The organism is Amycolatopsis sp. NPDC101161 (assembly GCF_044768185.1).
In the GTDB taxonomy this organism is placed as follows: domain Bacteria; phylum Actinomycetota; class Actinomycetes; order Mycobacteriales; family Pseudonocardiaceae; genus Amycolatopsis.
In genome coordinates, this window is sequence record NZ_JBIWPI010000001.1 from 727,346 (window position 1) to 740,068 (window position 12,723).

A 12,723-nucleotide genomic window follows, 5' to 3' on the forward strand; every position below is an offset into this window, starting at 1 on the left:
CCTCGCATGCAGAAGATCGGGAAGATCGTGGTCGTCGCCGCGGCGGCGCTGTCGCTGGCCGCGTGCGGCCAGCAGGCCAAGACCCAGGCCGCCGCCCCGGCCGGGCCGTCGGTGCCGCCGTCGTCGGACGCCGCCCAGGCGCCCCAGAGCAAGGGCCGCGAGTGCACCGCGGACGACATCAAGACGACGGGGAAGTTCGGCGAGGTGCCGACGATCACCATTCCCGACGACTGCGACCCGCCGAAGAAGCTGATCACGAAGGACCTGTCCGAGGGCACCGGCGCCGGCGCGAAGTCCGGTCAGAAGCTCAAGATGAACTACCTGCTGGTGACGTGGTCGGACAAGCAGAAGCTGGACAGCTCGTTCGACCGCGGCCAGACGTTCGACCTGAACCTCGGCGCGGGCGAGGTCATCCCGGGCTGGGACCAGGGCTTGGAGGGCATCAAGCAGGGCGCCCGCCGGCTGCTGATCATCCCGCCGGACCTGGCGTACGGCCAGGGCGGCCAGGGCATCAAGCCGAACGAGACGCTGGTCTTCGTCACCGACGCCGTCTCGGTCGCCTGACGTGCGGGAGGGCCGCTGCGGGTTTCCGGAGCGGCCCCCGGTGCGTCACGGGATGAGCAGCAGCTTGCCGGTCGTCCTGCGCCCCTGCAGGTCCTCGTGGGCCTTGCGGGCGTCGGCCAGCGGGTACTTGCCGCCGATCCGGACGGTCAGGTCGCCCGCCTGGATCGCGTCGAACAGCTCCTGCGACCGCCAGTCGATCTCCTCGCGCGTCCGCGTGTAGTGCGCCGACGTCGGGCGGGTCAGGTACAGCGAGCCGCCCGAGTTGAGGCGCTGCGGGTCGATCGGCGGGACCGGGCCGCTGGCCGCGCCGAACAGCGCCAGCAGGCCGCGGATCTTGAGGCTGGCGAGGCTGCCGTCGACGGTGTCCTTGCCGACGCCGTCGTAGACCACGTCGACGCCCTCGCCGTTCGTCAGCTCGCGGGCGAGCTTCGCGAAGTCGTCGCGGTCGTAGCGGATCACGTCGTCGGCGCCGGCTTCGCGGGCGAGCTTCTCCTTCTCCTCGGTCGACACCGTCCCGATCACACGGGCGCCGCGCGCCTTCGCCAGCTGGATCAGCAGCAGGCCGACGCCGCCCGCGGCCGCGTGCACCAGCACGTCGTGGCCCGGCTTGACCTCGAACGTCGAGGCGACCAGGTAGTGCGCGGTCATGCCCTGCAGCATGGTCGCGGCCGCGGTCTCCAGGGAGACGCCTTCGGGCACCTTCACCGCCATCGACGCGGGGACGAGCTTGCGCGCGGCGTAGCTGCCGAGCGAGCCCTGCCAGGCGACGCGGTCACCTTTGTCGAAGCCCGTGTCGGCGCCGGCCTCGACCACCGTGCCCGCGCCCTCGAGGCCGAGGACGAACGGCAGGTCGATGGGGTAGATGCCCTGCCGCTGGTAGGTGTCGATGTAGTTGACGCCGGCCGCGGCGACGTCCACCAGCAGCTCGCCGGCCTGCGGGGCCGGGACGTCCACTTCGGCCGCTTCGAGCACTTCCGGGCCGCCGGTCTTCGTCACCTGCACTGCGGTGGGCATGCGTCCTCCTCGGGTCGGGTTCTCCCGGTGCAACTATGGCCGACGCCACGCTGTTCCGCGTTCCGGCGCTCCTTTGGTTATGGTTCGGTACGTGTCCGAAACATCTGAAGCTGTCGTCCCGCCGACCAGCGCGCAGCTGGGCGCGGCCCGCAAGTTCGTGAAGGCGCACGGCAAGCCGTCCCGCGCGGTGGTGGAGAACATCGGCCGGGCGGGCGCGCGCGTCGTGCTGGTCGGCGCCGACGGCGCGCTGGGCGACGTCGTGGTGCCCAGCGTCGAGACCGGTTCGGCCTTGATCGAGGCGGTCGAGGACCTCTCGCCGGCCGAGTGGGACGCGGAGACGGTCAAGCAGACGAAGATCGGCCCGGAGCACCGCCGCAAGATGGCGGGCCGGTGAGCCCCAGCGCGATCCTGGTCGGCTGCGCGGAGCTCCCTTCGGGCGACGGCGACGACGACGCCGTGGTGCCCGCTTTGTCTTCGCTGGGCTTTTCGGTGGCGTGGGCGGCTTGGGACTCCGACGCCGACTTCGCGTCCGCCGACGCCGTGATCCTGCGGGCGACCTGGGACTACGCGGCACGACGTGAGTCGTTCCTCTCGTGGTGCGAGTCGGTGCCGGCGCTGTTCAACCCGGCGGCGGTGGTCCGGTGGAACACGGACAAGTCGTACCTGGTCGAGCTGCTCGACGCGGGCGTCGCGGTGGTGCCGACGGTCTTGGTTTCTCCTGGCGACCCGGTTCGCTTCCCGTCGTCGGACTTCGTGGTCAAGCCGTCGGTGGGCGCGGGTTCCCGAGGCGCGGCGAAGTTCGCCGCGGGTGCTGATGCTTCCGCGCACGTGGCTTCCCTGCACGCCGAGGGCCACTCGGCGCTGATCCAGCCGTACCAGTCCAATGTGGACACCGACGGCGAGCTGGCGTTGGTGTACCTGGGCGGAATCTATTCGCACGCGTTCTCCAAGGGCGCGATGCTGGGTTCCACAATGGACTCATCGGGCCTGTACCTGTCGGAGGAGCTGGCCCCGGCTTCGCCGCCCGCGGACGCGGTGGCGCTGGCGGAGGACGTCCTGGACGCGGCGTCGGCGTTGCTGGGCATCCTGCGAGCGGAGCTGCTGTACGCGCGGGTGGACCTGGTCCGCGGCGCGGACGGCAAGCCGTTGCTGCTGGAGCTGGAGCTGACGGAGCCATCGCTGGGCTTCCGCCAGACGGACCCGGCCGCGGCGACGCGGTTCGCGTCGGCGGTGCGGCAGCAGCTGGCGTAGTCATCGCACGGCGGCCAGCGCGAGGGCGACGATGGCGCCGATCGTGGTCACGGCGATCGAGCCGGTGAGCAGGTAGAGCCCGCCGACTCCGCTCAGGCCGACCTTGATCAGTTCCCGCAGGCCGCGGCTTCGTTTGCTTGTCTCGCCCTTGGTCACTGTGCTACCCCTTTATCGGTGTACTAGTGCACTCCAGGCAATGGTGACCGCCGGTGGGCCCGACCGGAAATGATCTTTCGTTTCCGGTCCGGATTTTTCTTTGTCGCCGGATTTTTCCTCGTTGCCGGGGATTTGTCGATCTTCGTCGGGGTAGCGGAGGGCGTCATGACGATCGGGATGGGCAGCGAGCCGGTTGAGGATGCGGCGTCGCCCGCGGAAGTCGAAGCGGCGCTGCGCTGGCTGGCGCAGCGCAAGGACGGCGAACCGCTTCGCTTCCTCCGTGAAGCGATCGACAAACCGGTGAGCGACTCGGCGACGGTGCTTCGTTCCCTGGTGGCGCCGACGGCGTCGTTGCCTCGCGAGATGCGTGCGTTCGCCGTGTGGGGCCTGCTGGTCGACGAGATCGGCGCGGCCGGGACCTCTCGCCGTCACAACGCCTTGCTGGCAGCGTTCCGGGTGCCGCCGGCGCCGGGCGGAACGGCGTGGAAGGACACGTTGGGCGGCCGCTTCCGGCAGTTGATGCTGTTGCCGGGCGTCTTCGGCGATCCGCCGCCCACCACGACGACGCCGATGAACAAGGCTTGGAGTGACTCGCTCACGGCCTTGGCGGGTCGGATGGCGGAGAAGCTGGCGGACGGTCCGGACTGGCCGCCGTACATCGACATCGGCCGGGCAGCGGACGAGCGCGTGACCTGGTGTGCCCGTGCCGCATCCGGAGGGGCGCAGCCGGTGTTCATCGAGCGCATGCTCATCACCGCGGTGATGCATCGCCGGACGATCCGGCGCCGCATCACCGAACGCGACATCATCGCCTGCGAGGACGGCGTCGATGGCTACGACACGCACGCCGCGATCGGCTGGGAGCACGAGCCGGCGAACCTGCCGGTGACGGCCTTGTGGGGGTGCCGGGTGGTCGCGTCACCCTGGGCGCACCCGGGCGACCCGATCCAGGCGCGCTTGCGCTTTCGCCGGACGCTGCGGAAGGGCGAGCGCTACACGTTCGTTTCCGAGGCGCTCGACGAGCAGCTCGACGAGGAACGCAGGTGGCTCAACGTGGGCATCGACCACCACGGCATCGCGCCCGGAGGGTTGACGATCCAGCTGACCTTCGACGCGAAGCATCTTCCGGAGGCCTGCTGGTGGTACGCAGAACAGCTGGAGTTCGAGCGGACCCGGAAACCGCCGGACGGTGATCCGCACCTGCTTAAGGTCGGGGACGGCTTTGTACGGCACACCTTTGTCGACGGGTGTCATCCGCGGGAGGATTACGGGATTGCCTTCAGATGGAAAACCTCGTGACCGATGAAAGTCACATCGGTCACGAGTGGCGTTTCCTTAAATGGCGGATGAGCTGCTGGTGTTGCCGCCACTTCCGAGAGTGATGGAGTCAACGGTGTTGCCGGCGACGACGGAGTTGCCGGTGTTGCCCCCGCCGCCCCCCTTGCGCCACGGGACGTTTGCCCCGAGCGCGAGCGCTGCGGCCGCCACGAGAATCAGCGCGCCCGCGGCGATGCGCCGGCCTTTTCCGTGCCGGTCGTTCTTGCTGCGCTTGTCCATGAGGTCTCCTTCGGTGATGGGGAAGTTGGCTCACCGTAAGAGAAACTCGGCGACACGATCGAGCGAGTCAGCTCTCTTTCGTGTCAACGGGGAGGGTATTAAGCTGATGTGCTTGAGCGCTTGGCGGCCAGCCGGTCAGCCCTCGGCCACCGGACATCCGTCGCCCAGCCGAGCTGCTCGAAGGTCCGGATCACCCGCGCCGACACATCGACCTGCCCCCGCAACACCCCATGCCGAGCACAAGTCGGGTCGGCGTGATGAGAGTTGTGCCAAGACTCGCCCATGGACAAAAGGGCTAGAGGCCAAAAGTTCGCCGCCTTGTCGCGGGAAGCGAACGGCCTCTCCCCGATCAGGTGGCAAATCGAATTCACCGACCAGGACACGTGGTGCAGGAACGCGATCCGGACCAACCCCGCCCAGAAGAACGCCGTCACCACGCCCCACCACGACCACGACAGCAGCCCGCCCAACACCGCCGGCAGGGCCAAGCTCAACGTGATCCACAGCCAGAAGTAGCGGTTCACCACCCGCAGGTCGCGGTCTGCCACCAGGTCCGGGGCGAAGCGGTCCGCGTTGGTCACCTCGCGCGAGAACATCCATCCCATGTGCGCGTGCCAGAAGCCGCGCAGCAGGGCCGATGGGGACGTTCCGAACAGCCACGGCGAATGCGGATCCCCCTCGCGGTCCGCGAAAGCGTGGTGACGGCGGTGGCTGGCCACCCAGAAGATCACCGATCCCTGGACCGCCATGCTCCCCGCGATCGCCAGCGCCACGCGCAACGGCCGGGACGCCTTGAACGCACCGTGGGTGAAGTAGCGGTGGTAACCGACCGTCACGCCGAGCGTCGCGAACACGTAGAACACCGCCGCCAGCGCGAGGTCGATCCAGGTCATGCCCCAGCCCCACACCAGCGGGACCGCGATCAGGAGCGCCGCGAACGGCACCAGCAGGAACGTCTTCAGCACGAGCATCTCGCCGGTGCCCCGGCGGTGGGAGATGAGCGGCTTGGGCGCGGAGCGCGTCGTCATGGGGCGGACCGTAGCCGAAGGGTGTTACGGCCGGGTGGCCGCCGGTTGCTCAGGCGGTGGCGAGTTCCTTAGGCGCCGCCGTCAGCGACACCGCCGGGCCGCGGTCGCGGCTGCCGACCCACAGCGACGCCGTCGCGATGATCACCGCCATCGCGCCGAGGACGTGGAACGACACCATCGCCTCCGGCACGCCCAGCGCGTACTGCAGCGAACCGAGCCCACCCTGCGCCACCGCGACCACCCACACCACGATGTAGCGCTGCCAGAGCCCCTTCGGCGCGCCGATGCGCATCAGCTGGAGGCCGAACACCGCGAGCAGCAGCAAGTAGAGCACCAGCAGCCCGCCGTGGACCTGGGCGAGCGACTCCACCGGGGCGTCGAGGCGGTGGGTGTTGATGTCGCCGCTGTGCGGGCCGGCGCCGGTCACCGTCGTGCCCGCCGCGAGGACCAGCCACATCACCACGGCCAGCGCCACCAGGATGCCGCGGCCGGACGCGGGGACGAGCGAGCGCGCGGGCTCGTCGCCCTCGCGGAACGCGCGCAGCAGCAGGACCGCGAGCCACACCAGGGGAGTGGTGGCGAGGAAGTGGATCGCGACGGTCCACCACTCGAGCTTGGCGAGCACGGTCATCCCGCCGACAACGGCCTGCAGCACGACGCCGCCGGGCATCGTCCAGGCCAGCTTCACCAGGCGCGTGCGGGACGGGTGGTCGACCTGCACGCGCCACGCCGTGATGACCGCGATGGCCGCGACGACGATGACGACACCCGTCAGCAGCCGGTTGCCGAACTCGATCCACTGGTTGAGCGCGTCGATGCCGGAGTCGTGCTTGGGCACCAGGCTGCCGGCGACGCACTGCGGCCAGGTCGGGCAGCCGAGGCCGGACCCGGTGACGCGCACGATCGAGCCGGTGACGCCGATCAGCGCCTGCGCGACGACGGCGGCGATCCCGACGGCCCGCTGCACGGCGGCGGACGGAAACGGCAGGCGGGCGACGAGGCTGGTGAACGGCACGCCGTCGATGGTAGAACCGCGCGGGAAACGGGCTTTCGGCAGGTCCCGGCGCCCAGAACGGCGGCGCGGCCGCAAGGGACCTAGGTCACTCGGTTTTCTTGGCCTTCTTCTGGAACCAGCCCATCGACTGCGCGATGACGGCCCCGAAGCCCAGCACGGCGAGGGGAACCGTCCGGATCCAGAACGCTCCCGCGTCCAGCTTGACCAGGAGGATGATCGCGCCGATCGCCACCACGAGCAGGAGCAGCATGATCAAGAAGACGCGGGTTTTCGAAACCATGTGAAGCTGCCCCCTGGGGTCCGGATGCGGATCCGGATGACCTTTTCAGGACGGCACGCCGTCCGTGAGGTCACTTCTACCCGTCCTGATCGGACTCAGGTGAGTTTCGTGGTGCGCGAGGCCACCGCTCCCGCCAGCACCGCCCACACCGCCAACACCAGCATCGGCCCGGGGGCGAACGAGCCGTCGACCAACGCCGCTCGCATCCCCTCCGCCAAGGCACCCGACGGCAGCAGTTCCACCACCGCGGCGAGCCCCGAAGGCAACGACGACGGCGCCAGCAGGATCCCGCCCGCCAGCAGCAGCACGAACCAGACGATGTTCGCCAGCGCCAGCACGGCTTCCGCGCGCAACGCCCCGCCCAGCAGCACGCCCAGCGCCCCGAAGGCCAGCGTCCCCAGCACCAGCAGCAGGACCGCCGACAGGAGACCGGACACCGACGGCGACCACCCGAGGAACGCCGCCACCACGCCGATGATCACCGACTGCAGGACGACCACCACCAGCGCGGCGATGAGCCGGCCCGCCACCAGCAGCCACCGGGGCAACGCCGTCGCCGACAGGCGCTTCAGCACTCCGTAGCGGCGGTCGAAGCCCAGGGCGATCGCCTGGCCCGTGAACGCCGACGACATCACCGCCAGCGCCAGGATGCGGGGCGTGATCCAGTCCACTTTGGACGTCGAGCCCAGCGAGGAGGCCGGCAGGATGTCCAGCAGCGACAGCCCGATCAGCAACGCCAGCGGGATCAGCAGCGTCAGCAGCACCTGCTCGCCGTGGCGCAGGGTCAGGCTCGCCTCGACCCGGGCGTGCGTGCGCAGCATCCGGCCCAGCGAGCCGCGGCCCGGTGCGGGGGTGAAGGTCCCGGCGGGGAACGAAGTCATGCCCGCAGCTCCCGTCCGGTCAGCTCCAGGAAGACCTCTTCGAGCGTCCGCTTGCCGACCTGCAGCTCCTCCGGCAGGACGCCCTGCTGGGCGCACCACGCCGTGACCGTCGACACGACCTGAGGGTCGACCGAGCCGACCACGACGTACGTGCCCGGTGCCGACTCGCGCACCGCGTAGCCCTCCGGCAGCGCCGCCGTCAGCAGCTCCGTGTCGAGGCGCGTGCGGGCCTTGAACCGCAGGCCCGCGTTGCCGCTCTCGTCCACCGTCAGCGACTGCGGCGCACCCGAGACGACGACCTTGCCGTGGTCAGCGATCACCACCGTGTCGGCCAGCGCCTCGGCTTCCTCCATCAGGTGCGTGGTCAGCAGCACCGAAACGCCGTCGCGGCGCAACGCCGACAGCAGGTCCCACACCAGCCGGCGGGCCTGCGGGTCCATGCCCGCCGTCGGCTCGTCCAGGAACACCAGCTCGGGCCGCCCGACCAGGGCGCACGCCAGCGAAAGCCGCTGCTGCTGCCCGCCGGAGAGGCGCTTGAACGGTGTCCGCCGGACCGAAGCCAGCCCGAGCACGTCCAGCAGCCACGCCGGGTCCAGCGGGGACGCCGCGCAGGAGGCCACCAGGTTGAGCATCTCGTCGGCGCGGACGCCGGGGTAGGCGCCGCCGCCCTGGGGCATGATCCCGACGCGGGGACGCAGCTGCGCCGACTCGCGGACGGGGTCGAGGCCGAGCACGCGCACCGAACCGGCGTCAGGCTTGAGGAAGCCTTCGCAGATCTCGACGGTGGTGGTCTTGCCGGCCCCGTTCGGACCGAGCAGGGCGAGCAGGCTGCCGCGCTCCATCCGCAGGTCGAGACCGTCGACCGCGCGGGTGGAGCCGTAGCTTTTCACCAGCCCGGTGATCTCGACGGCGGGGGCACTCACATCGGGTCACGATACGGGTTCGACATGCGCGGGCAGCCGCGGGGACGGCCTGGAGAGCAAGACGGGAGCGAGCCGTCGCACGACCAGCATCCCGCCGCCGCACACGACGATCGCCGCGACGTAGGCGAACGGCAGCACGTACGGGCGGCCGTCGAAGGTGCTGCCGGTCGGCGGCAGCAGGAACGGCAGGGCGGCGGACAGCACCGCCGCGGCCACCCGGAACCGGGACGTCCCGGCCGCCGCGGCCAGCGGGATGACCGCCCACAGGACGTACCAGGGCTGCAGGTTGATCTGCAGGATCATCACCGCGCCGAGGGAGACGCCCAGGCCGATGATCGGCCGGTAGCGCCACTTGAAGCTGTCCCACAGGAACTTCGCGGTGATGGCGATGGCGATGAGGTAGCCGAGCGCGCCGAGGATCGGGACCAGGCCGTTGGTGTGGTTGCCGAGCCCGAGCGCGATGCCGAGGACGCCGGAGAGGTTGGCCAGCTCGGCGGTGGGGGAGATCCAGGAGCGGACCAGGCCGGGGGTGTTGAACGTCGCGCCGACCCAGCCGAAGCCGAGCCCGGTGCCGAAGCACACCGCGACGAGGACCACGCCGAACCACGCCGCCATCGGCGCGCCCGCGTAGAAGAGGTCCTTGAGCCGGCCGTGCCAGCGCCGCGCCACCATGACGGCGAAGAACGGCAGCGCGAACACCGCGGGCAGCTTGACTGCGACGCCCAGGGTGATGATCGCCACGCCCAGGCCGATGTACAGCAGTTCCCCGCGCGCGAGCGGTGGTGGCGTGTCGCCCTTCACCCGGATCGGCAGCCGGCGGATGCCGACCTCGAGGCCGGCGAGCATCAGGCCGACGGCGAGCGCGTCGTTGTGGGCGCCGGCGACGAAGTGGAAGATCAGCAGCGGGTTCAGCGCGCCGAGCCACAGCGCGGTCGCGGGCTGGACGCCGAAGCGGCGGGCCAGCCGGGGCAGCGCCCAGACGATGAGGACGACGCCGGCGAGCGCGAGCAGCCGCTGCAGCAGCACGCCGACGGCGATGCTGTTGCCGGCCAGCGGCGCCAGCCAGCCGCCGAGGCGCAGCACCAGCGGCCCGTACGGCGCCGGCGTCTCGCGCCACATGTTCGACACGCCCGCGGTGAACGGGTCGGCGACGCCGAGGGCCTGCGCCGGGCCGAGGACGTACGGGTCCATGCCGCGGTGCACGATCTCGCTCTGCGCGAGGTAGCTGTAGACGTCGCGGGAGAACAGCGGCGGGATGACCAGCAGCGGCAGCACCCACAGCGCGATGGTGCGGGCGAGCTGGCCCTGCGACGCGAGCCGGGCGCGGTCGGGCCGGGCGAACTTCCCGAGCATCAGCCAGCTGAGCACGAGGATGCCCATCCCGGAGATGGCGATGGCCAGCGACACCGTCGGGATCCGGGTGAACAGCCGCAGCACCGGGATCTCCTGCACCGGGTTGATCACCGGGGCGGCGCCGGCGCCCAGGGACCCCAGGGCGAGGAAGAGCGAGCCGACCGTGCCGAAGCGGCGGACGACGTTCAGGCCGCGCTGCTCGTCGGCCTCCAGGGGCAGCGGCTCCAGCGGGCGGACGGGCGAAAGCGTGACGGGGTGGGCACTCCCGGTGTCCAGCTCCGCCACTTGCCGTTCCTGCTGCGCAGGATGTTCGCCCACAGCCACGCGTGCAGGGTATCGGTCCGCCCCGGAGTGAGTCGGGTCACTGCCGAAGACCCCGCCTTTGCGGGTCCTCCGGAAATAAGACACACTTGTGTTGTGAAAAAGACGGAGGCGGGTGACCAGGCGGGCGGCGACATGCCCCGCGCTGCGAACCCGCACGTCCCGTCGCAGGTCAGCGCCGAGGGCAAGACCCGGCACGAGGTCGCCCGGCTGCTGCTGGAACAGGGTCCCATGACCGCCGTCGTGGTCGCCGAGCAGCTCGGGATCAGCCCGGCGGCCGTCCGCCGGCACCTCGACGCGCTGCTCGCCGACGGCGAGGCCGAGACGCGGGACGCGCCGCGCCGGGGACCCCGAGGCCGGGGTCGTCCGGCCAAGCTCTTCCTCCTCACCGAGCCCGGCCGCGCGCGCTTCGGGCACGCCTACGACGACCTGGCCGTGTCGGCCATCCGCTTCCTGGCCGAGCACGTCGGCGAAGACGCCGTCCGCGCCTTCGCCGAGCGCCGCATCGAGAAGCTGGTCGGGCCGCACCGCTCGGCGATCACCGGATCGAGTGATCCCGCGGCACGCGCCGAGGCCCTCGCGACCGCGTTGACCAGGGAGGGCTACGCTGCGTCGACCCGTCAGGTCGGTGCTCCGGCTCCGGGTCAGAACGTGGGCGCCCAGCTCTGCCAGCACCACTGCCCGGTCGCCCACGTGGCCGCGGAGTTCCCGCAGCTCTGCGAGGCCGAGACCGAGGCGTTCGCGCAGCTGCTGGGCACCCACGTCCAGCGGCTGGCGACCATCGCGCGCGGTGACTCCGCGTGCACCACCCACGTACCCGTCACGGCGGGTCAGCCGGCCCATCCCGAGCCGGTAAGCACAGAGCCTCCGAGGACGGCCCCGCTGCGGTCCCCGGAGGAAGCACGGATCCCGAATGGAGGGAAACCCGCATGACTGCCGCTGCCGAGCAGCGCACTCCCACCACCGCGCCACTGAGCCAGGAAGAGACCATCGAGTCCCTTGGCAAGTACGCGTTCGGCTGGGCCGACTCCGACGAGGCGGGCGCCAGCGCCCGTCGCGGGCTGAACGAGGATGTCGTCACCGACATCTCCGGGAAGAAGTCCGAGCCGGAGTGGATGCGCGAAGCGCGACTCAAGGCGCTCAAGCTCTTCGAGAAGAAGCCCATGCCCAACTGGGGGGCCGACCTCTCCGGGATCGACTTCGAGAACATCAAGTACTTCGTGCGGTCCACGGAGAAGCAGGCCACCTCCTGGGAGGACCTGCCCGAGGACATCAAGAACACGTACGACAAGCTCGGCATCCCCGAGGCGGAGAAGCAGCGCCTCGTCGCCGGCGTCGCCGCGCAGTACGAGTCCGAGGTCGTCTACCACCAGATCCGCGAGGACCTGGAGGAGCAGGGCGTCCTGTTCCTGGACACCGACTCCGCGCTCAAGGAGCACCCGGAGCTGTTCCAGGAGTACTTCGGCTCGGTCATCCCGGCCGGCGACAACAAGTTCTCCGCGCTGAACACGGCGGTGTGGTCCGGCGGCTCGTTCATCTACGTGCCGAAGGGCGTGCACGTCGAGATCCCGCTGCAGGCCTACTTCCGGATCAACACCGAGAACATGGGCCAGTTCGAGCGCACCCTGATCATCGTCGACGAAGGTGCGTACGTGCACTACGTCGAGGGGTGCACGGCGCCGATCTACCAGTCCGACTCGCTGCACTCGGCGGTCGTGGAGATCATCGTCAAGAAGGGTGCCCGCTGCCGCTACACGACCATCCAGAACTGGTCGAACAACGTCTACAACCTGGTCACCAAGCGCGCCAAGTGCGAAGAGGGCGCGACCATGGAATGGATCGACGGCAACATCGGTTCCAAGGTGACGATGAAGTACCCGTCGGTCTTCCTCATGGGCGAGCACGCCAAGGGTGAGGTCCTTTCGGTCGCGTTCGCGGGCGAGGGCCAGCACCAGGACGCGGGCGCCAAGATGGAGCACCTCGCGCCGCACACGTCCTCGACCATCGTGTCGAAGTCGGTGGCGCGCGGCGGCGGCCGCACCTCCTACCGCGGCCTGGTCCGCGTGGCGAAGCGGGCGCACCACTCGCGCTCCAGCGTGGTCTGCGACGCGCTGCTCGTCGACACCATCTCGCGGTCGGACACGTACCCGTACGTGGACATCCGCAACGACGAGGTGTCCATGGGCCACGAGGCCACGGTGTCCAAGGTCAGCGAGGACCAGCTGTTCTACCTGATGTCGCGCGGTCTCGACGAGGCCGAGGCGATGGCGATGATCGTGCGCGGCTTCGTGGAGCCGATCGCCCGTGAGCTGCCGATGGAGTACGCGCTCGAGCTGAACCGCCTGATCGAGCTCCAGATGGAAGGGTCCGTCGGCTAGTC

15 protein-coding genes are annotated in these 12,723 nt (G+C 70.2%); 6 read left to right on the top strand and 9 right to left on the bottom strand.

Features of this window, described 5'->3' with window-relative positions; translation table 11 throughout:
- The first annotated feature begins 6 nt into the window (after positions 1-6).
- A complete protein-coding gene (locus ACIRSS_RS03540) occupies positions 7-564 on the top strand; it encodes an FKBP-type peptidyl-prolyl cis-trans isomerase (RefSeq protein ID WP_400890086.1) in 558 nt (185 codons plus the stop codon).
- Positions 565-609: 45 nt separating this feature from the next.
- Here the strand turns inward: ACIRSS_RS03540 and ACIRSS_RS03545 are convergent, their stop codons facing one another.
- Positions 610-1,578 carry a quinone oxidoreductase family protein gene (locus ACIRSS_RS03545; protein WP_400890088.1) on the bottom strand — a complete coding sequence of 323 codons (969 nt, stop codon included), beginning with the start codon at positions 1,576-1,578 and terminating at the stop codon, positions 610-612.
- Positions 1,579-1,657: 79 nt separating this feature from the next.
- Between ACIRSS_RS03545 and ACIRSS_RS03550 the strand changes: the two genes are divergently transcribed.
- Both ACIRSS_RS03550 and ACIRSS_RS03555 read left to right on the top strand, forming a co-directional pair.
- Positions 1,658-1,972, top strand: a complete 315-nt coding sequence (locus ACIRSS_RS03550) for a hypothetical protein (RefSeq protein ID WP_400890090.1) — start codon at positions 1,658-1,660, stop codon at positions 1,970-1,972.
- Positions 1,969-2,829: a RimK family alpha-L-glutamate ligase gene (locus ACIRSS_RS03555; RefSeq protein WP_400890092.1), complete on the top strand. Its 861-nt coding sequence runs from the start codon at positions 1,969-1,971 to the stop codon at positions 2,827-2,829. Before ACIRSS_RS03550 ends, ACIRSS_RS03555 begins: the two co-directional genes overlap by 4 nt.
- Here ACIRSS_RS03555 and ACIRSS_RS03560 read toward each other — a convergent pair whose 3' ends face one another.
- Positions 2,830-2,985 carry a hypothetical protein gene (locus tag ACIRSS_RS03560; RefSeq protein ID WP_400890094.1) on the bottom strand — a complete coding sequence of 52 codons (156 nt, stop codon included), beginning with the start codon at positions 2,983-2,985 and terminating at the stop codon, positions 2,830-2,832.
- A gap of 69 nt (positions 2,986-3,054) precedes the next feature.
- Here ACIRSS_RS03560 and ACIRSS_RS03565 point away from each other — a divergent pair, with 69 nt between their 5' ends.
- Positions 3,055-4,284 carry a hypothetical protein gene (locus tag ACIRSS_RS03565; protein ID WP_400890096.1) on the top strand — a complete coding sequence of 410 codons (1,230 nt, stop codon included), beginning with the start codon at positions 3,055-3,057 and terminating at the stop codon, positions 4,282-4,284.
- Between the two features lie 36 nt (positions 4,285-4,320).
- On the opposite strand, the gene ACIRSS_RS03570 is transcribed toward ACIRSS_RS03565, so the two are convergent.
- The 7 genes from ACIRSS_RS03570 to mptB form a co-directional block, all read right to left on the bottom strand.
- Positions 4,321-4,542, bottom strand: a complete 222-nt coding sequence (locus tag ACIRSS_RS03570) for a hypothetical protein (protein WP_400890098.1) — start codon at positions 4,540-4,542, stop codon at positions 4,321-4,323.
- A 98-nt stretch (positions 4,543-4,640) separates the two neighbouring features.
- Positions 4,641-5,570, bottom strand: a complete 930-nt coding sequence (locus tag ACIRSS_RS03575; protein WP_400890100.1) for an acyl-CoA desaturase — start codon at positions 5,568-5,570, stop codon at positions 4,641-4,643.
- A 49-nt stretch (positions 5,571-5,619) separates the two neighbouring features.
- Positions 5,620-6,585 carry a heme A synthase gene (locus ACIRSS_RS03580; RefSeq protein ID WP_400890102.1) on the bottom strand — a complete coding sequence of 322 codons (966 nt, stop codon included), beginning with the start codon at positions 6,583-6,585 and terminating at the stop codon, positions 5,620-5,622.
- Between the two features lie 85 nt (positions 6,586-6,670).
- Positions 6,671-6,865 carry a hypothetical protein gene (locus tag ACIRSS_RS03585; RefSeq protein WP_400890104.1) on the bottom strand — a complete coding sequence of 65 codons (195 nt, stop codon included), beginning with the start codon at positions 6,863-6,865 and terminating at the stop codon, positions 6,671-6,673.
- Between the two features lie 95 nt (positions 6,866-6,960).
- The gene (locus ACIRSS_RS03590; protein WP_400890106.1) at positions 6,961-7,746 is read right to left on the bottom strand and encodes an ABC transporter permease; all 786 of its coding nucleotides are present in this window, start codon (positions 7,744-7,746) and stop codon (positions 6,961-6,963) included.
- The gene (locus tag ACIRSS_RS03595; protein WP_400890108.1) at positions 7,743-8,669 is read right to left on the bottom strand and encodes an ABC transporter ATP-binding protein; all 927 of its coding nucleotides are present in this window, start codon (positions 8,667-8,669) and stop codon (positions 7,743-7,745) included. Before ACIRSS_RS03595 ends, ACIRSS_RS03590 begins: the two co-directional genes overlap by 4 nt.
- 6 nt (positions 8,670-8,675) lie before the next feature.
- On the bottom strand, positions 8,676-10,307 hold the full coding sequence (gene mptB, locus ACIRSS_RS03600; RefSeq protein WP_400893366.1) for a polyprenol phosphomannose-dependent alpha 1,6 mannosyltransferase MptB: 1,632 nt from the start codon (positions 10,305-10,307) through the stop codon (positions 8,676-8,678).
- A 171-nt stretch (positions 10,308-10,478) separates the two neighbouring features.
- On the opposite strand from mptB, the gene ACIRSS_RS03605 reads away from it, so the two are divergent.
- Entirely contained in the window at positions 10,479-11,276 is a 798-nt protein-coding gene (locus ACIRSS_RS03605) for a helix-turn-helix transcriptional regulator (protein WP_400893368.1), read from the top strand.
- Positions 11,273-12,721 carry a Fe-S cluster assembly protein SufB gene (sufB, locus tag ACIRSS_RS03610; protein WP_086678002.1) on the top strand — a complete coding sequence of 483 codons (1,449 nt, stop codon included), beginning with the start codon at positions 11,273-11,275 and terminating at the stop codon, positions 12,719-12,721. The genes ACIRSS_RS03605 and sufB overlap by 4 nt, the downstream gene beginning before the upstream one ends.
- The last annotated feature ends 2 nt before the right edge of the window (positions 12,722-12,723 follow it).

What these genes read in the sequence shown, in the direction of transcription:
- ACIRSS_RS03605 (WP_400893368.1), top strand. Translation starts at nt 10,479, where the DNA reads ATGCCCCGCGCTGCGAACCCGCACGTCCCGTCGCAGGTCAGCGCCGAG.
- ACIRSS_RS03575 (WP_400890100.1), bottom strand. Translation starts at nt 5,570, where the DNA reads ATGACGACGCGCTCCGCGCCCAAGCCGCTCATCTCCCACCGCCGGGGC.
- ACIRSS_RS03545 (WP_400890088.1), bottom strand. Translation starts at nt 1,578, where the DNA reads ATGCCCACCGCAGTGCAGGTGACGAAGACCGGCGGCCCGGAAGTGCTC.
- ACIRSS_RS03590 (WP_400890106.1), bottom strand. Translation starts at nt 7,746, where the DNA reads ATGACTTCGTTCCCCGCCGGGACCTTCACCCCCGCACCGGGCCGCGGC.
- ACIRSS_RS03570 (WP_400890098.1), bottom strand. Translation starts at nt 4,542, where the DNA reads ATGGACAAGCGCAGCAAGAACGACCGGCACGGAAAAGGCCGGCGCATC.
- ACIRSS_RS03585 (WP_400890104.1), bottom strand. Translation starts at nt 6,865, where the DNA reads ATGGTTTCGAAAACCCGCGTCTTCTTGATCATGCTGCTCCTGCTCGTG.
- sufB (WP_086678002.1), top strand. Translation starts at nt 11,273, where the DNA reads ATGACTGCCGCTGCCGAGCAGCGCACTCCCACCACCGCGCCACTGAGC.
- ACIRSS_RS03565 (WP_400890096.1), top strand. Translation starts at nt 3,055, where the DNA reads ATGATCTTTCGTTTCCGGTCCGGATTTTTCTTTGTCGCCGGATTTTTC.
- ACIRSS_RS03550 (WP_400890090.1), top strand. Translation starts at nt 1,658, where the DNA reads ATGGTTCGGTACGTGTCCGAAACATCTGAAGCTGTCGTCCCGCCGACC.
- ACIRSS_RS03540 (WP_400890086.1), top strand. Translation starts at nt 7, where the DNA reads ATGCAGAAGATCGGGAAGATCGTGGTCGTCGCCGCGGCGGCGCTGTCG.